The following is a 21,104-nucleotide window of genomic DNA, read 5'->3' on the forward strand; positions in this document are numbered from 1 at the left end:
TATAGTTAAAAAATTCTTTTATTATTGTTTTTGCTGCTTATATGCCCTGCTTTTTTTGCCGAGCTTCCCATTCGCCGATCAATGCCGCTTTTACATGGGTAAACAGGTGGTCTTTGGCTTCTGCAAATGATATGTTGTATTTACGTTCTACCTCTTGTATATATTTTGGAAAGCGGGACAATAACTGATCATAATACCTGTCTAAAACTTTGGGTGCCGGCATCTCAAAATATATCCTCAACTGGAACCGTCTTAATAAGGCGGTATCAATAATTTCGGGATGATTGGAGGCACAGATCAGTAAAGCATTATCCGGAAAATAATCTGTCAGCTGAATAAGGGTATTTACCAGTCTCCGCATTTCACCTACATCTTTGTCATCATTGCCACGTGCTTTACCTATCTGGTCAAATTCGTCTAAAAATAAAACCGCCTTTTCTTTTCCTGCTTTGTTAAATACCTGTTGTATGTTCTGCGAGGTTTCGCCAATGCGTGAACAAACCACATTGCTCAAATTGAGTATAAAAATATTTTTGCTTAATGCATTTGCGATGGCCTTGGCGGTCATTGTTTTACCACATCCCGAACTGCCGTGCAGCAATACTTTATTATTAACAGGCAGGCCGTAGGGGGTCAGTGCTTCAATATAATGATGCTCTCTGATAAGTTGTACCACCTGCTTCCTGGCGGCTTCATTCAGAAATATATCGTTTAAAGATATCGATTCTTTGTCGTTTATAATAAGGTCAGATACATTCATTCTTGTTTAGTCTTTGCCATTTATCTTTACTGATTTCGTACACAAAATTCAATCGCGGTGCTTCGCCAAAATAGGTTACTTCCTGCTCTGCAGTTTTTTCGGCACCGATGCGACTGATGGCCACCTGCGAACGGATATTGTTTGCTCCGATATGAAAACAGACTTTTGAAACGAATTGAAAGATATAATCCAGCATCATTGATTTTACAGAACGATTGATGCCTGTTCCCCAATATGGTGTAGCATAGAAAGTATAGCCGATGAATATACTGTTTTCCTGTTCATTGTAATCGTAAATCCGTGTACTGCCTATCGTGTCGCTTTTGGCTTTATCTACGATTTTAAAAGCTCCTTTGCTTTGCATTGCTCCGTCAAAAAATATTTTAAATACTTCTTTTTTCCAGCGGTCTTTGTTTGGGTGCTGCTCCCATATTTGCGGGTCTGCCGCCACAGCATATAGCGCCTCAAAATCTTTTTCCTGCAAAGGATAAAGGATTACTTTTTCGTTTTCCAGTATGGGCTGTATAGCTAATGTAACCATAATACAAACAATTTAAGGAAAAAAGGCGAACCGATTTAGTCCGTCGTTTTGGTTACTTCCACCAATAGTAATAATTGTGATTCCCGTCGTACTCAAAACCGCAACGTGGATATAATTTGTTGCCTATATCGTTTGTTTTTTCGGTTTCAAGCATTAGTCCGCAAGCTCCGGTTTCATTGCACCATTGTTTTGCCCGGTCTATTAATGCTACCGAAAGCCCCTTGCCTCTGTAGTCGGGATGAACAAACAAATCACTCAATAACCATTGCTTCTCCAGTTTAATGTAATGATAAAGTTTGTACAGCTGAACAAACCCGGCAGCTTTATTACCTGTGTGCAAGACAAAAATATGCGATTGCTCATTGTCCAATCGTTCTTTAATGAATTTTTTACATTTTTCGTAATCGTCTGCCTGACGATAAAACACCCGATAGCGGTTAAATAATTCTGCTGTTGTATCTAAATCTTCCAGCCCTGCTTTTTTGATGTGGTACTCCATTGCTTTAAATTAGTTTTATTGAAATTGCAAAGTTAATTTTCAGCAGGACTATCTTTGTAGTCCAATTCATAGATAAAAGGTAGTCCAGAATGTTACCCTACGAACGCATCATCATTATAGATAAGCAAAGCAAAATTCCTGTTTACAGGCAGATCGCCGTTTCAATCATTAATGCTATCAGAAACGGTACCTTAAAAGCGGGGACGTATTTGCCAGGCAGTCGTGAATTGGCTAAAACGCTGGGTGTACACCGCAAGACCGTAATTGCAGGTTATGAGGAGCTGGACGCACAAGACTGGATTATGATTGTTCCAAGAAAGCATGTCGCCGTTTCGGGGCATATCCCTTTGCTGAAACCTCAAAAATGGGGCGAACCTAATGTATTGACATCTTACGAAAATGACCTGAACGTACCTTTTAGGATTATCGAAGAAAATACCATTAGCAAAAATGAGGCTTCTTATCCCGATATTGTTATTGATGACGGGCATCCCGACGTACGATTATCGCCAATAGATGATTTATTGAAAACATACCGCTCGCTTACTTCAAAAAAGTATGCTATTAAAAACGCAAGTATCGGAACAACGCAGGGAACTTTGAAACTCCGGGAAGAACTGGCGAATTACCTGTCGGTAACAAGGGGGCTAAACATTTCGGTTGACAATATTCTGATTACTCACGGGGCACAAATGAGTATTTATTTGTCTGCTCAACTGCTTTTAGGGCATTCGTCTAAAATCATCGTGGGCAAGCCTAATTATCCTGTTGCCAATAAAACCTTTGAAGCAACCGGAGCAAAAATCATCGAGGTAAACGAAGATGACAAGGGTATTGATGCAGATGCCATTGAGAGGATCTGTAAACAGAAAAAAATTGATGCCGTGTATGTAATTCCGCATCATCATTACCCTACAACCGTAACGTTAAGCGTGGAAAGGCGCGTAAAATTATTGGAACTTTCCAAACAGTTTTCATTTACCATTATTGAAGATGATTACGACTATGATTATCATTACACCTCTTCGCCTTACCTGCCTTTGGCAAGTGGCAATCATAACGGAAATGTGATTTATATCGGCTCTTTTTCCAAGATATTAGACCCTGCTTTGCGTATCGGTTTTATGGTAGCTCCTAAAAATTTTATTGAACAGTGTACGGCTTTCAGAAAAATAATAGATGTAGGTGGCGATGGCTATATGCAGAACGCTTTGGCTATATTGATAAAAGGGGGCGAACTTAAAAGACATCTGAAAAAATCAAAAAAATGTTATCACGAACGCAGGGACTTTTTAGATGTGTTGCTGAAAGAAAAATTAGGCGGCTCCGTTTCTTATACGTTGCCAACAGGCGGAATGGCTATCTGGGTAAAACTAAATCCCTGCTATTCTATCGTCCGGCTTGCTGCCAATACGCAGTTTAAAATTATCAGGTGGTATGCACAACAAAATGCATTCCGGTTGGGTTTCGCATCTATGGACAAAACAGAACTTATACAGGCTGTTGAGGCTTTGAAAGCAGGGTTAGAATGAATAACGGTTGAGTTATGTACTTATTAACTGCTTAATTTTCTGAAAAGATTTTTGCGTACGCATGTATGTGTATATGGTAGTGTGATTAATGTCAATCAGGGCATTTTCGCTTACAATTTTTGCATCCGGCTTTTCAGATAGCAAATAGTTTTTTAAAGCGCTAATCAAGCGTTTTAATCTATATGTTTGACAGGAGATCAAAAATTTTAGAGATCCTGATGTGCATATAGTAAAAAGTGACACATATTTTACCGTAAAAGAAATAAACGTATTACCAGGCTCTCTTCTCCTTCTTCCAAAGCGTATGAGCAAAGAGCAGGTAATAAAAAAACATCCACAGGTCCATTACCAATATCCATTTTATAAGGTCGGCTTCGTTCAGCTTTTTCATGGCCTTAGAAAACACGATATATTGAATGGCAGATTTAACAATGAATACACCTGCTGCAACCTGCCAGCTGAATAGAATGGCCACAGTTATCAGCAGCGGGTAAAACAAAAATTGGGAAAAGCTGTATAAGCCCAGTAAAAATTTGTGATGAAACTTATAATACTTGGAAGTGCTGTAATGCCTTGTCTTTTGCCGTCTCCAGTCGCTCCATGTTTTTTTAGGCTGGCTGATGGTATGAGCCTCTGCATCAATCATGATGGCCGTGTTATGGGTGGTTGCTGCTTTCTTAATGAACAGGTCATCATCGCCGCCGGGCAGGTGATTGATAGAGGCAAAGCCTTTATGCCTCGAAAATAATTCTTTGGTATAGCTCAGGTTTCTGCCTACACCCATATAAGCCAGCCCTGCCAGTGCATAGGACAAATATTGCAGGGCGCTGTGAAAGGTTTCAAAGCGTATGATCCTGTTCAGCCAGCCTTCCTTCTTTTCATAAGGGCCGTAGCCTAATACTATTTCAATGCCCGGCTCAAAGGCGCTTTGCATTTTGGCAGCCCATTGATTCGATGCGGGTACGCAATCTGCATCTGTTAATAGCAGGTGGTTGTATTTCGATTCCCTGATGCCTATAGATAGCGGGTATTTCTTGCCAATATTCAGTTTGGCTTCCCGCTCCATATTGATCAGTTGCAATCCTTTTCTTTCTCTTGCCATCCATTGCATGATCATTTTGGTATTATCCTCTGAATTGTCGTTTACAATCAGCAGCTCATGTGGTGCTTTATACTCCTGCTCCAGCAATACCGGCACATTTTGTTCCAGGTTCTTTTCTTCATTCCTGGCGCAAACAATGATGGATAAGGAAGGTGGATTCTCAGGCGCCTTATGCTGAGATTTATAAAAGGCTAACCTTGCAAAAAAATAAAGGTAGTACAATACCAAAATGCAGCTGACGAAAGCGAAAGTATAAAACAGTATAGTTGTAATAGTGAAAGGCATAGAAGCAAATATATTACCTAACTTGTTACTTTTGCGCTCACATGGCAAGATTAAGCTTCGATTTACAGCACACAGATATCAGTTCTAACGCCCGTGCGGGTGTCATTACCACCGATCACGGCTCTATACAAACTCCTGTTTTCATGCCGGTTGGAACTGCGGGCAGTGTAAAGGGCGTTACACAACAGCAGCTGGTAAATGATGTACAGGCCCGGATTATCCTGGGAAATACGTATCATTTATACCTGAGGCCGGGCACCAGTGTTCTGGAAAAAGCCGGTGGGTTGCACCGCTTCAACCACTGGGATAAGCCTATTCTTACAGACAGTGGTGGCTTCCAGGTTTTTTCATTAGCCGGAACCAGGAAAATAAAAGAAGAAGGGGTTACCTTCCGGTCGCATATAGATGGCAGTAAGCACTTATTTACACCTGAAAGAGTGATGGACATCCAGCGGAGCATCGGCGGAGATATCATCATGGCTTTTGACGAATGCCCCCCTGGTGGAAGCGAGTATACCTATGCGCATAAAAGTATGGAGCTTACCCACCGCTGGCTGGACAGGTGTTTGGAGCAGTTTCTTTCTACGCCTGATAAATACGGATATACCCAGAATCTTTTTCCTATTGTGCAGGGGGCTACTTACAAGGATCTGAGGAAACAATCCTGCGATCATATAGCTTCTAAAGATGCACCGGGTAATGCTATTGGCGGACTAAGTGTTGGCGAGCCGGAACCAGTGATGTACGAGATCTGCGACTGGTGCTGCCAGCATTTACCCAAAGAGAAACCGCGTTATTTAATGGGGGTAGGCACTCCCTGGAATATCCTGGAGTGTATTGGTATGGGTATTGATATGTTTGATTGTGTAATGCCTACACGCAATGGCCGTAATGCCATGCTGTTTACCACACAGGGAGTAATTAATATTGACAATAAGAAATGGGAATATGATTTTTCACCTATCGATGAAGGGCTGCCCTGTGAAATGAGCCGTTATTATTCCAAGGCTTACCTGAGGCATTTATTTAAAGCCGGGGAACTGCTGGCGCTTACCATTGCCAGTGTGCATAATCTTAGCTTTTACCTGTGGCTGGTAGCAGAGGCACGCAAGCATATTATTGACGGTGATTATGCTCAATGGAAAACGGAAATGATCGTGAGGCTGAAGGCCCGGTTATAGTAGGCCGGCAAAAATTCCACGAGGGTAGACAACTCTTAGCTGGCAGATGACAGTGGTGCTGGTGCATGGGTCATTGCCTGTCAACGATCCTTTATCAATGGTTTTCTGACCGCTACTTAGGCGTAGTAAAATATAATCTTAAAGCTACCAGTGAAAAAACAAAATTCGGTAGCCATGCCGCCAGGAAGGGGGAAAAATTTCCTTTTACAGAAAAAACGGTGGAGAACTGGTCCGCTATAATAAATATAGCGGCTATTAAAATACCAAGGGCAAGATGCAGCCCGCTTCCCCCGCGTGTTTTACGGCAGGCAATAACGGCGCCGATAATAGTTAGCAATATAACTGTAAAGGGCGTAGCAGTACGTTTGTATAATTCCACTTTCAGGCTGTTTAGGCCCTCAGTGCCTCTCAGCTCTTCCTTCTTTATAAAATCTCGTAGCTGAGGGGTGGTAAGCTTATCTTTTTGATATTCGTCGCGTATAAGTTCCGAAGGCAGGATATTGAGTTTTACCACTTTCTCCTCATAAAATTTTACACGTTCGCCAAGGCTGTCTACAATACGTTCTACGGCTTTAATAGCTACCCATCTTCTTTTTTGGCCGGTGGTATCCCATTTTATTGATTCAGCCCTCAGGTTATAAACCACTTTTCCTTTCTTTATACGTTCCATGAAGAACATGTCGCTGGTCTTTGTATCGGGCCGGTAATTTTTTACACCCATATAAGAGGAGCTGTCAATTCTTTTATAAAAACAGTTGAAACAGCTGTTCCCCTGCCTGTTCTTTAAGGGGTTGTGCTTGTCCAGCTTTTCCTGCATGAAGGTAGTATATAACACATTAGCCTTCGGGATAAAGTAGAACCTCCCCGCAAATAAAACGAGGGCAAGAAGAATGCCCCCGGCGATATAAGGTCTTAGGAATCTGTTAAACGTAGTGCCACTGGCCAGTATAGCGATCACTTCACTGCGCATTGCCATTTTACTGGTAAAAAATATTACGGCAATAAATACGAACAGGGGAAATAGCAGGCTCCAGATAAAAGGAATAAATCCCATATAATACTGCCTGAAAATTTCCCAGTTGCTTAAGCCCGTCTTTACAAAGTCGTCTGTTTTCTCGCTGCTGTCAACAGCCACTGCAATTACCGTAAATAGTAACATGCAAAAAACAAAGGTTACCAGCAGGCGTTTTAATATGAACCAGTCGAGTATTTTCATTCAGCCGCCAAAAATAGATGAATTTTAAGATTTAAAGCAGGATGCTATATATTTTAGGAATGATTTTACAGGTTTATGATGTTTTGCGTGTAGCAGGCTCAAAAACTACAGGCACATGCCCAGCCGGAGAGGAGTGAATACTTTTATTACAGCAGGGAAATCCTGAATTTCAATGCGGGGTAAAGCAAAAATATTCACGCAAACGTTCCCGTAATTACCCTGCGGTTAAATATATAATATAATTTGCTGAACTATTTCGCTTTAATTATCTTTAGCGCAAATGCTTATCTTTTAAACAAGAACAAATTTTTTTACGTGTTATGGAATCGCTGAAACAAAAGTTCAAAGCTCAGGCAGATAAGTTGGGCGAAGAAATCAAGGTTATATTAAAAGAACATGGAGACACTGTGATCGGGCAAACCACACTCGCACAGATTTATCAGGGTATGAGAGGAATGACGGCGCTGATCACGGAAACCTCGTTGCTCGATGCCCAGGAAGGGATACGGTTCAGAAGGCACTCAATTGACGAGCTACGGGAGAAACTTCCAAAGGCAAAGAATGGTAACGAGCCTTTACCGGAAGCGTTGCTTTACCTGATGCTGATCGGCGAAATACCTAACGAAGAAGAAGTAGAACATTTAACTTCTATTATACAGCGTCGCAGCCATGTGCCGATCTATGTATTTGACACCATGAGCGCGCTTCCTAAAGAAACACATCCAATGACAATGTTTGTGGTGGGTGTAATGGCATTACAGGGTGAGAGCCATTTTGCCAGGAGATATGCAAACGGGATGAGCAAGAAAGACTATTGGGCTGCGACTTTTGAAGATGCGCTGGACCTGATCGCCCGCATCCCTCATATTGCGGCATACGTATATCATCGGAAATATAAACATGGAAAGCCTGTACAACCAGACGGGCTGCTGGACTGGGCAGGCAATTTCGCCCATATGCTGGGATACGAGGGTGAAGAATTTAAAGACCTGATGCGCCTGTATATGGTGATACATGCCGACCATGAGGGCGGTAATGTATCGGCACATACCACTCATCTGGTAGGTTCTGCGCTTAGTGATCCTTACCTGAGTTATGCAGCAGGCATGAACGGCCTGGCTGGTCCGCTGCATGGCCTGGCCAACCAGGAGGTGATTAAATGGATATTTGAAATGCAGCAATACCTCAAGACAGAGAGTCCCACTAATGAGCAAATTGCGGAATATGTGAAAAAAACACTGGCCGAAGGTAAGGTGGTTCCGGGGTATGGACATGCGGTATTACGTAAAACAGATCCCCGTTTTACAGCCCAGATGGAGTTTGGCAAAAAATACATGCCCAACGATCACCTGGTAAACACTGTTTGGCGGATTTACGAAACAGTACCCCCAATTTTAGAGAGCCTGGGCAAGGTAAAAAATCCCTGGCCTAATGTAGATGCTCATAGCGGGGCATTATTAGTACATTACGGTATGGTAGAGTATGAATATTACACCGTGCTTTTTGCAGTAAGCCGTGCATTGGGTGTGCTTTCGAGCCTTTGTTGGGACAGAGCCTTAGGCATGCCTTTGGAAAGGCCTAAATCTGTAACAACAGCAGCCATAAAGCGTTGGTTGAACAAAGAAGTGCAAAATTTGGGCGACTAATTGGGGTACTATTTCAGATAAATAATTATTTATTTGTTTCCTGGAGTTTTTTGGTACGATTTTTTGGGTACATAATTTAAACAATTAATTCGTTCATACTAAAATAGTTAAATTATGAAAAATAAGGACAAGATTTTGTTAGGTATTTTGGGCGCTGCGGCAGCCGGCGTAGCAATAGGTTTATTGTTTTACACAGAAGAAGGGAAGAAGACAAGGAAGCGGATTAAAAATACTACAAACGACTGGGCCGATTCGTTGGGGAGCCTTATAGAATCTGGTAAAGAAAATTTATCTGATCTTTCTCAGAAAGCCAAAGAAAAACTCAAAAAAGTGAAAAGTAAGTCACAGGATGCCTATTCTGATCTGACTGATGAATATGAAAATAAATTGAGTTAATTATTGAATTAACTTAAAAGGGTTGCCCGCAGATTTTTCATGATAATCGTATTGTGATGATATTGCAGGCAACCTTTTTATTTAACTGCATAAATGTATTTCTATGTTCGAAATAAAAGATAAGGTAGAAGATATAGCAGAAAATATAGAAGAAATTGCAAAAACCTATTACAGGATCTCTGTAGTAAACATTACTGATAAAGTAAGTAAGCTGGGGGCATCTTTATTAATATCCCTGTTCCTTTTTATCGTATTGCTTTTTGCACTCTTTTTTGGCTGTCTTGGTTTAAGCTGGTGGATAGGAGAGCAATTAAATAGTCAGGTGTCAGGTTTCTTTATTGTTGCAGGAGGCCTACTGGTTATATTGCTTTTAATAGTATTACTAAGAAAAAATATTATCAATTTCATACGAAATATTATCATAAACAAAATGTATGACTAAATCCGAAATTAATAACTATGACGACCTGATGGCGGAAAAAAAGCGGCTTAAAGAACGTTTAAAAACCAGCAAAGCCGTAATCAGTTATTCTTTTGAAGCTATCAAACAGGAAATAAACCCATTTTCCGGTGTTAAAAAAAAGGCTGGCAGTATGTTTCAGTCCGGTACTACTAATCCTCTTGTGAAGTTTGGGATCAGGCGGGCCAGCGAATTTTTGATAGGGAAAGTTTTATTAAAGCGTGCCGGTTGGTTACCGCGTCTTGTTATTCCTTTTATTGTTAGAGAAGTAACCGTACGTACGATGGGAGTAAAAACCGATAAAAAAATTGCACAGGCGCTCAGGAGTACCGCAAGCAAGATACGTGCAGCAAAAATGCCTGATCTGTCAGGAGAAAAAAATGCGGGAAAATAAAATAATGCCGGTTGTTGGAGAAATAGTGCGTTTCCTTTAATTTCGCCCTCGCTTAAGAGCAGGGGGATTAGCTCAGCTGGCTAGAGCGCTTGCATGGCATGCAAGAGGTCGTCGGTTCGACTCCGATATCCTCCACCTGGTAATCAGTGAGTTGCAGTAAACACTGCAACTCTTTTTTTAACCGTTTTAAATTCAACCCGAAATTTCTGTCTTTTTTGTAAACGTGGGTATGAATAGGTCTTTCCAAAAAATAAGAAGAGTCAATCTTTTTTATTAAACTTCTTTAGAATTTGTATTCTGTGGCCCCGTGTGTTTGAAAGATCGTATTCGTATCAGCACAAAGGCTATAAAATATCTATACTCCTGCATGCTCATTAAAGCTCACGAAGTATTTGCATAGCGAAAGGTATGATCCGCAACTTCCATTAATGTAAGCGGATATAGATTATTTTTAACAAATGCAAACAATAACAATTATTGGTATTATTGCCAGCGCTTGCACGGCAATATCACTTCTTCCGCAGCTTATAAAAACTATCAAAGAAAAGAAGGCTTCTGATATTTCTTATTGGGTATTAATTATTCTTATAATTGGCCTGGTATTTTGGGTGGTTTATGGAATAATGTTGAAAGATCCCATTATTATTACTGCCAATACTATTTCTTTGGTGATTAATATTTCATTAATGACCTTAAATCTTTTGTATAAACGAAGGCAGTTGAATCATAAGTAATTTCAATCGTTTATTGAGACGGTCTATAAAAAAGACCATTTTTTATGTTTTGTTTGCTGATATTCTTTCACGGCATACATACGGCAGATACTGAACCTTTGAAAACGGGGAAGGGCTATAGCAATGGCAATTGCTATCACTGCTTTGATAAAAATTAAATTGAATACGTCTGTACTGCATTCCCGGTGCAGAAATGGCAGGAAATTTGAAATGTATGTTGAAAAGATATCAGGCGAAAGATAAAAAACACAGCAATCAGCTTTAATTTATCATTCTTTCAGGGAAGTTCAGATTGTCTTGTCAGCATCTTGCCTATAGTACAATCGAATTTTTAAAATAAAAACAATAAAATGCATAGTCAATTAATTAGTGTGCTTAATCAATGCGCCGCCACTTGCGACTATTGTGCTGCAGCCTGTTTGAAAGAGGAAGAAGTACATCACTTGTCTGAATGCATCCGTTCAGATATAGTTTGTTCTTCGGTTTGCCGAAGTACAGCTTTACTGCTGGAACATGAAATAGCAGAACAAGGTGCCCTTCAGTTGTGCGAAGAAATTTGCAGGATGTGTGCGGTAGAATGTAGTAAGCACTCACACGAACATTGCCAGGCCTGTGCCAAAATCTGTGAAGCATGTGCCGATGAATGTAAACAGGCAATGGTCGCCTAAACTAATAACAGCAGATACCTTACACGTAAAGAGCAAGAATATATTTTTAATATTTAAAAAAAAGAATCATGAGAAGTTTATTATGGCTTGTTGCCGTTATATGTATTATTGTTTGGATATTAGGGTTAATGGGCGTAGGTGGTGGAATGGGTATGGGTAACCTGATTCATATTCTGTTAGTTATAGCTATCATTGTGGTGCTATACAATATTATTTCTGGCCGTAAACCACTGGATTGAGAGGCTTGGTCTATTACAATATAAAGTGAAATAATCAGGAAAAGCTGCTGTATTATGCGCTATTACAGAAATAAAAGAGGGAAGGGCTTTGTATATACCGATACAGATGGTTGTATAGTTACGGATGCCGGATTGAAAGTATATTTCAAATCACTGGTTATTCCTCCTGCTTGGGAAAAGGTTGAGATTAATACTTCACCACGTGCTAAAATATGGGCTTCAGGCTTCGATGGAAAAGGACGAAAACAATATATTTATAACACCAAATTTCGTAAAAAGCAGGAACAGGAAAAATTTGATCGCATCCTTCGCTTTGCGGCTCAGCTGGAACATATGCGCCGTGTAACGGGTCAGCATTTGCGAAAGCGAAAGCCCGGCCGCGAAAAGGTACTGGCTACCATGGTACGCTTGTTGGAAGCTGCTTTTTTCCGGCCGGGTAATGAATTTTATGCTAAGGAAAATAAAAGTTATGGCCTTACCACATTGCGAAGTAAGCACCTCGATATCGTAGGCAACGAAATGATTTTTTCTTACAGAGGAAAGTCGGGGCAGCAGCAGGAAAAGCATGTACTGGATGCACGGCTTACAAAAATTGTACAGGAGCTGGATGAGATGCCCGGGTATGAAATTTTCAAATATGTGGATGAAACTGAAAATATTCACGATGTAAAGAGTAATGATCTTAATGAATACATCCGCGAAATAATGGGAGAAGAATTTTCGGCTAAGGATTTCCGTACATGGGCAGGAACAGTTATTGCTGCAATGGCGCTGGATGAAATAGGCGCTGTAGAAGCCAGCGAGCAAAAAAGAGTGAGTAAAAATATCCGTGAAGCTGTAGTCAGGGTTAGTGAAAAATTAGGAAATACACCCGCCATTGCCCGAAGCTCATATATTGACCCGCGCATAATTGATAATTATATACAAGGCAAAACATTAAGCTATTTTAAAAGGGAAATCAACAAGCTGCTCAAAACAAATGAAAAGCTTTCGATAGAAGAGCTGGGGGTGCTGTGTTTGTTAAAAAGAAGATGGAATAAAGAAAAATAAAAATCAGGCAGTATTTCTGCTTACAAGCAATTTTCAGCATTGGGCTGTTCACTGAAATGAAAGCAGTCCCTCTGTCAAAGGCTTCCATTCCATTTTCGAGAATCCTATTATGCCTCCAACAGCAATAATACTGTTTCTAAGTTTATCCGGAAGGCTGGCTCTTTTAAAATTAGGTTGTTCGTTCCTGCCATAAATACCGGCATAGATACATTTTTCGCTTCTCGAAATCATAAAAGTGGAAGTAGCCGCTTCGTTGTAAAAATGAGCGATATTTATAGGATCAGATCCGGTAGGGTCAATAGACGGAGCGCACTCTATCAGCAGGTTCTCCTTTTCAGTTTTTTTTGGAAATGCATTACTGATTTTTTTTATCTGAACCCAATCGTACCCTTTGGCCTCAATATTTCCGGGGGCGGGAATATCAATCCGGATATAATCACCTTGTACAGGAGCTCTATCGGCAGGTTTGCCTTCAACGTTATACATACAAAAGGCAGCGCTGCCTTTGCCGGCATACTCCTTCCAGTGATTGATGTTGAAAAACCGCTGTTTTAATAAATCAAATTCCTCCAGAACGCGTTCTTCATGTTCAAAGCATTTACAGCTTTCGGTGTCGTGATAGCCACCTTTGGTATGTTTAGGAACACCGGGAATTTTCTTGGGTTTCATATTGGTTGGAATAGGGTTTTCCGGCTTTTTAGCCGTGGTAGATGATATTTTGTAAATAATGTGAATTGGCTCTAAAACTATACCAAATTAGCCGGCGTTGAAACAGTGCAGATCATTAATCGCGTCCATCTGGTAAACGCGCATATTGAGAAAATTCTTATCGTAAAAATCTATCGGCTTTATTATTTCTAAAAAGATTGTATGGTCAATATTATCAGAAAGTTCTCTTTTTTTTCTATTTTCGGATTTTGTCTTTAAACGGTTTTGTGACCTGCAAAAACGATGGATAGCTCTTGTAAAAAATATAAATAATTATTCATGGTTTTAATAGTTGATGATCAGCCCGGGAATATTTTTTCTTTGAAAAAGCTGCTGGAATCGCAGGACTTTGAGGTTGATACAGCTACTTCGGGAGAGGAAGCGCTGCGAAAAGTACTGAAAAATGATTATGCTTTAATTATTCTGGACGTGCAAATGCCCGGCATTGATGGCTTTGAAGTGGCTGAGACTTTGGCAGGGTATAGTAAAACCAAAGAAATTCCCATAATTTTTCTTTCTGCTGTTAATACCGAAAAAAAATTTATTACAAAGGGCTATGCTTCAGGAGGAATTGATTATATAACCAAACCGGTTGATCCCGATATCCTGCTTTTAAAGGTAACTACGTTTCATCGCCTGTATGAGCAAACCCTGGCGCTTAATGAAGCTCAAAAAGTACTGGAAAAGGAAATCGAAATACGTAAAAAAGCGCAGCAGGAGTTAAAAGAAAAAGTAGAAGACCTGAATTCTACTTTAGAAAGCCTCCCTCAGATTGCTTTCCGGGCCGATATGGATGGACGCATAACTTTTGCCAATGGTAAATGGTTCCAATATTCCAAAAGTGCGGATAAATTTCCTGAAACGCATCCCGATGACGTTTGCATAGAAAATGTATGGATAGATGCCATAAAAAACGGGGAGCCTCTTGAGTGTGAAGTGCGGATCAGGGAAATCCGTTCGGCAACCTATCGTTATCATTTACTGCGTATAATGCCCATAAGAAGCAAAACCGGTGTTAAAAGCTGGGTAGGAACTTTTACTGATATTGACGATCAAAAACGGGAAGAGCGTAAAAAAGATGAGTTTTTAAGCATTGCCAGTCATGAACTTAAAACACCTTTAACCAGTATTAAGGCTTACATACAGTTATTAGAGCGGATTGAAAGCAAAAAGTCCGACAGTGTTATGGCTTCTTACATCAGCCGGGCGCATGACCAGGTTGGTAAACTGGAAAATTTGATTGCAGACCTGCTGGATGTATCCAAGATTGAAAATGGTAAGCTCAAGATGAATAAAAAACTATTCAATGTAGAGCTATTAATTAACAATGTAGTGGAAACAATCGGTAACACCAACAGTCATACAAAGATTCATATAGAAAGAAAAGGGGCTCGAATAACAAAAGAAATAATTGGAGACGCTATACGTATTGAACAGGTGTTGATCAATTTTTTTACAAATGCTATAAAATACGCTCCCGGTGCTGAAAAAATCATATTGCACACCGCTGTTAAAGATGATCATATTTATGTAGCTGTGCAGGACTTTGGCATTGGCATTCCTGCACACAAGAAAGATCGTGTATTTGACAAATTTTACCGGGCCGAAGAATCGGCTGTGGAATTTCAGGGGCTGGGTATAGGCCTGTATATTTGTGCGGAAATAATCAAACAACATCACGGAACTTACGGCGTTGAAAGTACTCCCGAACATGGAACCACCTTTTATTTTACCTTACCATTTAGTTAAATCAATATGCCTAAAAAACTTATTCGCAAATTACAGATAGGATTTGGTTTTTCACTTTTCGTTTTGCTGTCAACATCATCAGCATCCTTTCTTAGTATAAAAAAGCAGATGGCTACCCGTAGCCAGGTCATTCATACCCAACAGCTTATTCAATCGGTAAATCAAATATTAACCGATCTGCAAAATGCCGAAACTGGCCAGCGGGGTTATTTATTAACGGGCAGGAGCAGCTTTCTTGAACCCTATTATTATAGTGTAAGTGCCCTGCCATTCTCGCTGAAAGAAGTTCGTTCCCTTGTTCGTAATAATACACATCACATACAGCAAATAGATAGCTTAGATCATATTGTAAACAAACAGCTAACCTCTCTGAAGGAAATTATTGATGCAAAAAAAGAGGGCAAAGCAATAAGCATAGAAGAACTGGAGCATGGAAAAGAATATATGGACAACTGCCGTAAGCTTATTGATCATTTTACAAATGAAGAATCAGTCATACTTGAGAAGATTAGTGAGCAAATGCACCGCAGCTCAAATGCCACTTCCCTTTTTATCATATGCGCTGCAATTGCTTCTTTATTAATTACCATCTATTTTTATATACAGATCCGTAGTGAATTCAAGCAGAGAGAAAAAATGCAGCGTGCATTAAAAGACAAAGATGAAGGCATTACAAAAAGGCTCAATATAGTTCAGCATATAGCTCAAAAAATTTCATCAGGCGATTATACAGTAAGGGTAACCGATGATCAAAAAGATGATCTTGGAAGTATTGCAGCTTCGCTGAATGAAATGGCTATCTCTCTGCAGCGCTCTTTTGAAAAAATTAATGATAATGAATGGCGGCAGAGCGGTTTGATTAAGTTAAGTGAAATGACCGCAGGAAATAAAACGGAAGAAATCTTGAGCCGCGAAACACTCAGGCATTTGGTAAATTATGGAAAATACTTGAACGGAGCATTCTATCTTATAAATGATGAATTGTTGCAGCTGCAAAGTACATATGCGTTAGAGGCATACATGAAAAAACAATATGCCCCGGGCGAAGGCATTATAGGCCAGGTATATGAAAGTAAAAAAATAAAAAGAATTGAAAATTTATCCGGTTCGGATTATGTAACCACCTGCTCCACCGGCCAGATCCGGATAAGCCATCTGTTATGGCTCCCGCTGCATGTGGAGGGGCTTTGTATTGGTGTGATTGAGCTGGGCAGCTCAGAAAGCTTTAAGGATGTGGAAATTAATTTTCTGCAGGATGCCTGCAACGCCATTACGCTTGAGATACTGGCAGCCAGGAGAAGAAAGCAGGTGCAAATGCTACTGGAAGAAACACAGTCGCAGGCCGAAGAGCTGCAGGCCCAGCATGCAGAACTCGAAAATCTGAATACCGAGCTGGAAGCGCAAACCCAGAAACTGCAGGCTTCTGAAGAAGAGCTGCGTGTACAGCAGGAAGAACTATTACAGTCTAACCAGGAATTGGAAGAACGTTCAAAAATGTTGGAAGAAAAGAACGAGCTTATCAGCATTCGCAACAGGGAAATACAAAAAAAAGCAGAAGAGCTTGAATTAAGTACTAAATACAAATCAGAATTCCTGGCCAATATGTCTCACGAGTTGCGAACTCCTTTAAATTCCATCCTGTTATTATCCAGGCTCATGGCGGAAAATGCAGACAAGAATCTGAACGAGGACCAGGTAGAATCTGCAAAAGTGATTCAAAGCTCCGGCAGCAGCCTGTTGAGCCTGATTGATGAGATCCTTGATCTATCCAAGATCGAAGCAGGGAAAATGGAGCTCGACTACCATGATGTTTCTCTGGAGGCGCTGGAAAAAGATCTGCTCAGCATGTTCGAGCCGCTTGCCCGAAATAAAGGGCTTTATCTAACGATTGATGTTGCCGCAGGCGCAGGTAAAAACCTGGTAACTGACAAGCAACGGCTGGAGCAAGTACTGCGTAACCTGCTTTCCAATGCTATAAAATTCACACAAAACGGCGGGGTTTCTTTAAGCATAAAATATGCAGATGCTGCAGATGATGTACAGTTTATTGTCCGGGATACAGGTATCGGTATTAGTGAAGAGAACCAGAAAATCATATTTGAGGCCTTCCAGCAGGCTGATGGCTCTACCCGGCGCAAGTTTGGCGGTACAGGACTTGGCTTATCTATAAGCCGGGAGCTTGCCCGTTTGCTTGGCGGTGAAATAACTGTAGAAAGTAGGCCGGAAGTTGGCAGTACGTTTACCCTTACTATTCCTGCTTCTGTAAAGCCGGATAACGAACCTGGTGTTATAGCCGGAAGCAGGAATGATTCGATACCACCTGAACAGGAAAAACAGCAGTGGACCGTTGCCGGTATTCCAGAAGAGATTCCTGATGACAGAAACAATATTCATCCAAATGATAAAGTGATATTGATCGTCGAGGATGATATACACTTTGCCGGCGCTCTTTTAAAATTCAGTAACCAGCAGGGGTATAAAGGAATTGTTATTGTAAGGGGAGATATGGCAGCGCAGGCCGCAGAACAATACCAGCCACTTGCTATTTTGCTGGATATCCAGCTGCCGGTAAAAAACGGCTGGGAAGTAATGGACGAAATTAAGCAAAACCCTAAAACCCGGCATATACCCGTACATGTGATGTCGTCTATACAGGTAAAAAAAGAAAGCCTGATGAAAGGGGCGATTGATTTTATCAATAAGCCGGTTGCTGTGGAAGAGCTTGGAAAAGTGTTTAAAAAAATAGAAGAAGCGCTTACCACCAATCCCAGGAAAGTGCTCATTGTAGAAGAAAATGCCAAGCACGCTACGGCACTTTCTTACTTTCTCAGCAACTTTAATATTGCATCAGAAATCAAAAATAATGTACAGGACAGCATTACCTCTTTACTGTCAGACAGGGTGAATTGTGTGATCCTGGATATGGGCGTTCCTGACAAAACCGGCTATGAAACATTAGAGGCTATTAAGCACGAACCCGGGCTGGAAGATCTGCCCATCATTATTTTTACCGGAAATAAGCTTTCTCATGCAGAAGAATTGCGGATAAAGCAATATGCCGGTTCAATTGTTATTAAAACGGCTCATTCTTTTCAGCGGATTCTTGATGAAGTAGGATTGTTCCTGCACCTGGTAGAAGAACATACATTACCGGAGAAAAAGAAGGTAACTAAATCCGGATCTCTTGTTGAAATATTGAAAGGTAAAACCATATTAATTGCCGATGATGATGTGAGAAATATTTTCTCCATAACAAAAACCCTCGAAGATTATCAGATGAAAGTAGTTTCTGCCACAGATGGCAAAGAAGCTTTGCAGCAGCTGCACCTTCATCCTGAAATTTCGGCTATCCTGATGGATATAATGATGCCTGAAATGGACGGGTATGAGACCATGCAGCGCATCAGGAGCATGCCACAGCATGCCAGAATCCCTATTATTGCCATTACTGCAAAAGCGATGACAGGAGACAGGGAAAAGTGCATTCGGTCAGGCGCATCAGATTACATTTCCAAACCGGTAGACAGAGATCAGCTTTTATCGCTGCTGCGTGTTTGGCTATACGAAAATTAATGTAGAAAAAGAAGAATGAATAAAGTAAAAACAATTTTGATTATTGACGACGACAGCCGTAATATATTTGCGCTGCAATTAACGCTGAAAGCCAGGAACTATAATTATATATCCTGCCAGAGTGCTTGGGAAGGGTTACAGTTGTTGCAAAATGATCCGGGAATTGGGTTGGTATTAATGGACATGATGATGCCTGAAATGGACGGATATGAAACAATACGGAAGATCCGCTCTTCCGGAAGGTATGCCGCTATACCTGTTATTGCTGTTACAGCAAACGCAATGAATGGCGATAAAGAAAAATGTTTGGAAGCCGGAGCTGATGAATACATTGCAAAGCCGATAGATGTTGATAAGCTGGTCGCAGTAATTGAAAAATGGTTATAATGATGGAACCGGATATTGTTAAAGATATAGAGATGGAAATATTACTGAATGATATTTCCAGCATATATGACTATGACTTTACACAATATAGCAGGGCTTCTATCAAAAGGCGCCTGAACAGGCTCTGCATCATCGATAAGTTTACAAGCTTTGCAGAGCTGAGATACAGGCTGGTCAATGATGCATCTTATCTGCCCCATTTTATAGAAGAGATTACAGTGAATGTTACCGAGATGTTCAGAGACCCGTACTTCTATAAAACATTAAGAAAAGATATACTGCCGGTATTGGGAACCCATCCCTTTATACGGATATGGATCGCAGGATGTTCAACAGGAGAAGAGGTGTATTCGCTGGCTATCCTGCTAAAAGAAGCGGGTTTATACGACCGGTCGCTTATTTATGCCACCGACATCAATCCGGGAGTGCTGGAAAAAGCATCCAAAGGAATTTTCCCTGTCGGTCCTATGAAACAATATGCTGAGAATTATATACTGTCCGGAGGCAGCAAAGATTTTTCATCCTATTATGTTGCGTTATATGACCGGGTCCGGTTCCATTCCGAATTCAATACCAAAATGATTTTTTCTACCCATAACCTGGTATCTGATGCATCATTTAATGAATTTCAATTGATCCTGTGCAGGAATGTGCTCATTTATTTTGATAAGGACCTTCAAAACCGTGTTTTTAAATTATTTGATGACAGCTTGCAGCCATTGGGTTATCTTGCGCTGGGAGCAAAAGAAACACTCCGTTTTTCTCTTCTTAACCATAAATACAAACAGTTGAACAACGAGAAAATATGGAAAAAAATCAGTCCGGAACCCTGATGACAAAAAATTACAACCAAACGGAAATATTGATGATCGGCGGTTCCGCAGGCAGCATTTCGGTGCTTTTAAAATTGCTGCCTTACCTGGATAAAGAGCTTCCTTTCCCTGTTGTGATCGTTTTACACAGAAAAGCAGGTAATGAAGGCATCCTGCAAGAATTATTGAGCGCTTACAGCAGCCTGCCTGTTATTGAAGCATATGATAAACTGAACATTTCTCGCAGCCGCATCTATCTGGCCCCGGCCGACTATCATCTTTTATTTGAGGACAAGACGGAGGTCGTATTAGATCTTTCAGAAAAGGTCAATTATTCCAGGCCATCAATAGATGTTAGTTTCCGGTCAGCAGCATACATATTTAAAGCCAATACTACTGCTTTATTATTATCCGGAGCGAATAACGACGGCGTGGAAGGATTGGGTTATGTGGCCGGGTATGGAGGAACAGTGCTTTTGCAGGACCCCCGTACTGCCGAAGTAGACTATATGCCTAAACAGGTATTGCTTCATATGAAAGTACACCAAATATTAACGCCTGAAAATATGGCTCATTTTATTAATCAGCTGAATACTAAACAATAGATTTATGAATCATAAAACAGTACTTGTTTTTGATGATGATGCTAACATCCTGGACATATTTAGAATTGTTCTTGAAGCTTCAGGATACCGCGTAGAATTAAGCCAGACCTCCGACAATATTATTGAAAAAACCAGGTCGGTGAATCCGGATATTATTATTATGGACAACTGGATACCTGGGGTTGGAGGGCTTAAGGCTACACAAATGCTGAAGGCTGATCCTGACTGCAAACATATTCCTGTTATCTATTGTTCTGCAAACCGAGAGATACGTTCACTTGCCGAGCAGGCCAATGCCCAGGCTTTCCTCGCCAAACCCTTTAATCTGGAAGACCTGGAAAATAAGGTGGCTAAGTTATTACAGGCAGAATGCTAATGGGCTATCAAAAAGAATGGTATATAAAAGACGGGTTTATTTTTAAAAAGCAATAATCGAATGCATCTGCAGCCGGTGTTTTCACCGGCTGTGTATTTGCTGCCTGCGAAAATTTAAATGGCATCCCCTGAATAATACGGCTAATATATTTGATTTTTGTAGTATATTTAAATGCATAAAACAAAACTAAA

At 40.6% G+C, this 21,104-nt stretch carries 22 protein-coding genes and 1 tRNA gene; 17 read left to right on the top strand and 6 right to left on the bottom strand.

The genetic code is table 11. The features are described 5' to 3' along the window. Positions 1-37: 37 nt before the first annotated feature. From ACYVBM_RS21635 to ACYVBM_RS21645, 3 genes are read right to left on the bottom strand one after another with little or no spacing between them, the layout of a single operon-like run. Complete coding sequence (locus ACYVBM_RS21635; RefSeq protein ID WP_460687787.1) at positions 38-760, bottom strand: AAA family ATPase; 723 nt, start codon at positions 758-760, stop codon at positions 38-40. Further along, positions 747-1,301: a GNAT family N-acetyltransferase gene (locus tag ACYVBM_RS21640; protein ID WP_460687788.1), complete on the bottom strand. Its 555-nt coding sequence runs from the start codon at positions 1,299-1,301 to the stop codon at positions 747-749. The genes ACYVBM_RS21635 and ACYVBM_RS21640 overlap by 14 nt, the downstream gene beginning before the upstream one ends. Positions 1,302-1,353: 52 nt before the next feature. Continuing rightward, complete coding sequence (locus ACYVBM_RS21645; RefSeq protein ID WP_460687789.1) at positions 1,354-1,800, bottom strand: GNAT family N-acetyltransferase; 447 nt, start codon at positions 1,798-1,800, stop codon at positions 1,354-1,356. Positions 1,801-1,889: 89 nt separating this feature from the next. Between ACYVBM_RS21645 and ACYVBM_RS21650 the strand changes: the two genes are divergently transcribed. Continuing rightward, entirely contained in the window at positions 1,890-3,332 is a 1,443-nt protein-coding gene (locus ACYVBM_RS21650; protein WP_460687790.1) for an aminotransferase-like domain-containing protein, read from the top strand. A 271-nt stretch (positions 3,333-3,603) separates the two neighbouring features. On the opposite strand, the gene ACYVBM_RS21655 is transcribed toward ACYVBM_RS21650, so the two are convergent. After that, the gene (locus ACYVBM_RS21655) at positions 3,604-4,719 is read right to left on the bottom strand and encodes a glycosyltransferase (RefSeq protein ID WP_460687791.1); all 1,116 of its coding nucleotides are present in this window, start codon (positions 4,717-4,719) and stop codon (positions 3,604-3,606) included. 41 nt (positions 4,720-4,760) lie between these two features. Between ACYVBM_RS21655 and tgt the strand changes: the two genes are divergently transcribed. Further along, the gene (tgt, locus tag ACYVBM_RS21660; protein ID WP_460687792.1) at positions 4,761-5,900 is read left to right on the top strand and encodes a tRNA guanosine(34) transglycosylase Tgt; all 1,140 of its coding nucleotides are present in this window, start codon (positions 4,761-4,763) and stop codon (positions 5,898-5,900) included. A 112-nt stretch (positions 5,901-6,012) separates the two neighbouring features. Here tgt and ACYVBM_RS21665 read toward each other — a convergent pair whose 3' ends face one another. Then, the gene (locus tag ACYVBM_RS21665) at positions 6,013-7,116 is read right to left on the bottom strand and encodes an LptF/LptG family permease (RefSeq protein WP_460687793.1); all 1,104 of its coding nucleotides are present in this window, start codon (positions 7,114-7,116) and stop codon (positions 6,013-6,015) included. A 320-nt stretch (positions 7,117-7,436) separates the two neighbouring features. Between ACYVBM_RS21665 and ACYVBM_RS21670 the strand changes: the two genes are divergently transcribed. The 9 genes from ACYVBM_RS21670 to ACYVBM_RS21710 all read left to right on the top strand — a co-directional run bounded on the left by ACYVBM_RS21670 (position 7,437) and on the right by ACYVBM_RS21710 (position 12,703). After that, positions 7,437-8,762, top strand: coding sequence for a citrate (Si)-synthase (locus tag ACYVBM_RS21670; protein ID WP_460687794.1), 1,326 nt, complete (start codon positions 7,437-7,439; stop codon positions 8,760-8,762). Positions 8,763-8,876: 114 nt separating this feature from the next. Next, positions 8,877-9,158 (top strand): YtxH domain-containing protein, encoded by a 282-nt coding sequence (locus ACYVBM_RS21675; protein ID WP_460687795.1) that lies wholly within the window; start codon positions 8,877-8,879, stop codon positions 9,156-9,158. 103 nt (positions 9,159-9,261) lie between these two features. Beyond that, on the top strand, positions 9,262-9,600 hold the full coding sequence (locus tag ACYVBM_RS21680) for a phage holin family protein (protein ID WP_460687796.1): 339 nt from the start codon (positions 9,262-9,264) through the stop codon (positions 9,598-9,600). After that, the gene (locus ACYVBM_RS21685; RefSeq protein WP_460687797.1) at positions 9,593-10,012 is read left to right on the top strand and encodes a hypothetical protein; all 420 of its coding nucleotides are present in this window, start codon (positions 9,593-9,595) and stop codon (positions 10,010-10,012) included. Before ACYVBM_RS21680 ends, ACYVBM_RS21685 begins: the two co-directional genes overlap by 8 nt. A gap of 61 nt (positions 10,013-10,073) precedes the next feature. Further along, positions 10,074-10,147 (top strand) — tRNA-Ala (locus ACYVBM_RS21690). A 323-nt stretch (positions 10,148-10,470) separates the two neighbouring features. Then, on the top strand, positions 10,471-10,746 hold the full coding sequence (locus ACYVBM_RS21695; RefSeq protein ID WP_460687798.1) for a SemiSWEET family sugar transporter: 276 nt from the start codon (positions 10,471-10,473) through the stop codon (positions 10,744-10,746). A 563-nt stretch (positions 10,747-11,309) separates the two neighbouring features. Further along, the gene (locus ACYVBM_RS21700; protein WP_460687851.1) at positions 11,310-11,414 is read left to right on the top strand and encodes a four-helix bundle copper-binding protein; all 105 of its coding nucleotides are present in this window, start codon (positions 11,310-11,312) and stop codon (positions 11,412-11,414) included. Positions 11,415-11,482: 68 nt separating this feature from the next. Next, complete coding sequence (locus tag ACYVBM_RS21705; RefSeq protein WP_460687799.1) at positions 11,483-11,653, top strand: lmo0937 family membrane protein; 171 nt, start codon at positions 11,483-11,485, stop codon at positions 11,651-11,653. 54 nt (positions 11,654-11,707) lie between these two features. Continuing rightward, positions 11,708-12,703 carry a DNA topoisomerase IB gene (locus ACYVBM_RS21710; RefSeq protein ID WP_460687800.1) on the top strand — a complete coding sequence of 332 codons (996 nt, stop codon included), beginning with the start codon at positions 11,708-11,710 and terminating at the stop codon, positions 12,701-12,703. Between the two features lie 48 nt (positions 12,704-12,751). Here ACYVBM_RS21710 and ACYVBM_RS21715 read toward each other — a convergent pair whose 3' ends face one another. Beyond that, positions 12,752-13,372, bottom strand: a complete 621-nt coding sequence (locus ACYVBM_RS21715) for a hypothetical protein (RefSeq protein WP_460687801.1) — start codon at positions 13,370-13,372, stop codon at positions 12,752-12,754. Positions 13,373-13,690: 318 nt separating this feature from the next. Between ACYVBM_RS21715 and ACYVBM_RS21720 the strand changes: the two genes are divergently transcribed. The 6 genes from ACYVBM_RS21720 to ACYVBM_RS21745 all read left to right on the top strand — a co-directional run bounded on the left by ACYVBM_RS21720 (position 13,691) and on the right by ACYVBM_RS21745 (position 20,913). Beyond that, on the top strand, positions 13,691-15,160 hold the full coding sequence (locus ACYVBM_RS21720; RefSeq protein WP_460687802.1) for an ATP-binding response regulator: 1,470 nt from the start codon (positions 13,691-13,693) through the stop codon (positions 15,158-15,160). A gap of 108 nt (positions 15,161-15,268) precedes the next feature. After that, positions 15,269-18,733, top strand: coding sequence for a response regulator (locus tag ACYVBM_RS21725; RefSeq protein ID WP_460687803.1), 3,465 nt, complete (start codon positions 15,269-15,271; stop codon positions 18,731-18,733). Positions 18,734-18,748: 15 nt separating this feature from the next. Then, complete coding sequence (locus tag ACYVBM_RS21730; RefSeq protein ID WP_460687804.1) at positions 18,749-19,120, top strand: response regulator; 372 nt, start codon at positions 18,749-18,751, stop codon at positions 19,118-19,120. Then, positions 19,120-19,953, top strand: coding sequence for a CheR family methyltransferase (locus ACYVBM_RS21735; RefSeq protein WP_460687805.1), 834 nt, complete (start codon positions 19,120-19,122; stop codon positions 19,951-19,953). Before ACYVBM_RS21730 ends, ACYVBM_RS21735 begins: the two co-directional genes overlap by 1 nt. Continuing rightward, positions 19,953-20,537 carry a chemotaxis protein CheB gene (locus ACYVBM_RS21740; RefSeq protein ID WP_460687806.1) on the top strand — a complete coding sequence of 195 codons (585 nt, stop codon included), beginning with the start codon at positions 19,953-19,955 and terminating at the stop codon, positions 20,535-20,537. Before ACYVBM_RS21735 ends, ACYVBM_RS21740 begins: the two co-directional genes overlap by 1 nt. Before the next feature lie 4 nt (positions 20,538-20,541). After that, on the top strand, positions 20,542-20,913 hold the full coding sequence (locus tag ACYVBM_RS21745) for a response regulator (protein ID WP_460687807.1): 372 nt from the start codon (positions 20,542-20,544) through the stop codon (positions 20,911-20,913). Positions 20,914-21,104 lie beyond the last annotated feature (191 nt).

This window comes from Niabella aquatica (assembly GCF_054779315.1).

Bases quoted from the DNA above. Each gene is read 5' to 3' on its own strand.
- ACYVBM_RS21635 (WP_460687787.1), bottom strand. From the start codon at position 760: ATGAATGTATCTGACCTTATTATAAACGACAAAGAATCGATATCTTTA.
- ACYVBM_RS21640 (WP_460687788.1), bottom strand. From the start codon at position 1,301: ATGGTTACATTAGCTATACAGCCCATACTGGAAAACGAAAAAGTAATC.
- ACYVBM_RS21645 (WP_460687789.1), bottom strand. From the start codon at position 1,800: ATGGAGTACCACATCAAAAAAGCAGGGCTGGAAGATTTAGATACAACA.
- ACYVBM_RS21650 (WP_460687790.1), top strand. From the start codon at position 1,890: ATGTTACCCTACGAACGCATCATCATTATAGATAAGCAAAGCAAAATT.
- ACYVBM_RS21655 (WP_460687791.1), bottom strand. From the start codon at position 4,719: ATGCCTTTCACTATTACAACTATACTGTTTTATACTTTCGCTTTCGTC.
- tgt (WP_460687792.1), top strand. From the start codon at position 4,761: ATGGCAAGATTAAGCTTCGATTTACAGCACACAGATATCAGTTCTAAC.
- ACYVBM_RS21665 (WP_460687793.1), bottom strand. From the start codon at position 7,116: ATGAAAATACTCGACTGGTTCATATTAAAACGCCTGCTGGTAACCTTT.
- ACYVBM_RS21670 (WP_460687794.1), top strand. From the start codon at position 7,437: ATGGAATCGCTGAAACAAAAGTTCAAAGCTCAGGCAGATAAGTTGGGC.
- ACYVBM_RS21675 (WP_460687795.1), top strand. From the start codon at position 8,877: ATGAAAAATAAGGACAAGATTTTGTTAGGTATTTTGGGCGCTGCGGCA.
- ACYVBM_RS21680 (WP_460687796.1), top strand. From the start codon at position 9,262: ATGTTCGAAATAAAAGATAAGGTAGAAGATATAGCAGAAAATATAGAA.
- ACYVBM_RS21685 (WP_460687797.1), top strand. From the start codon at position 9,593: ATGACTAAATCCGAAATTAATAACTATGACGACCTGATGGCGGAAAAA.
- ACYVBM_RS21695 (WP_460687798.1), top strand. From the start codon at position 10,471: ATGCAAACAATAACAATTATTGGTATTATTGCCAGCGCTTGCACGGCA.
- ACYVBM_RS21700 (WP_460687851.1), top strand. From the start codon at position 11,310: ATGTGTGCGGTAGAATGTAGTAAGCACTCACACGAACATTGCCAGGCC.
- ACYVBM_RS21705 (WP_460687799.1), top strand. From the start codon at position 11,483: ATGAGAAGTTTATTATGGCTTGTTGCCGTTATATGTATTATTGTTTGG.
- ACYVBM_RS21710 (WP_460687800.1), top strand. From the start codon at position 11,708: ATGCGCTATTACAGAAATAAAAGAGGGAAGGGCTTTGTATATACCGAT.
- ACYVBM_RS21715 (WP_460687801.1), bottom strand. From the start codon at position 13,372: ATGAAACCCAAGAAAATTCCCGGTGTTCCTAAACATACCAAAGGTGGC.
- ACYVBM_RS21720 (WP_460687802.1), top strand. From the start codon at position 13,691: ATGGTTTTAATAGTTGATGATCAGCCCGGGAATATTTTTTCTTTGAAA.
- ACYVBM_RS21725 (WP_460687803.1), top strand. From the start codon at position 15,269: ATGGCTACCCGTAGCCAGGTCATTCATACCCAACAGCTTATTCAATCG.
- ACYVBM_RS21730 (WP_460687804.1), top strand. From the start codon at position 18,749: ATGAATAAAGTAAAAACAATTTTGATTATTGACGACGACAGCCGTAAT.
- ACYVBM_RS21735 (WP_460687805.1), top strand. From the start codon at position 19,120: ATGATGGAACCGGATATTGTTAAAGATATAGAGATGGAAATATTACTG.
- ACYVBM_RS21740 (WP_460687806.1), top strand. From the start codon at position 19,953: ATGACAAAAAATTACAACCAAACGGAAATATTGATGATCGGCGGTTCC.
- ACYVBM_RS21745 (WP_460687807.1), top strand. From the start codon at position 20,542: ATGAATCATAAAACAGTACTTGTTTTTGATGATGATGCTAACATCCTG.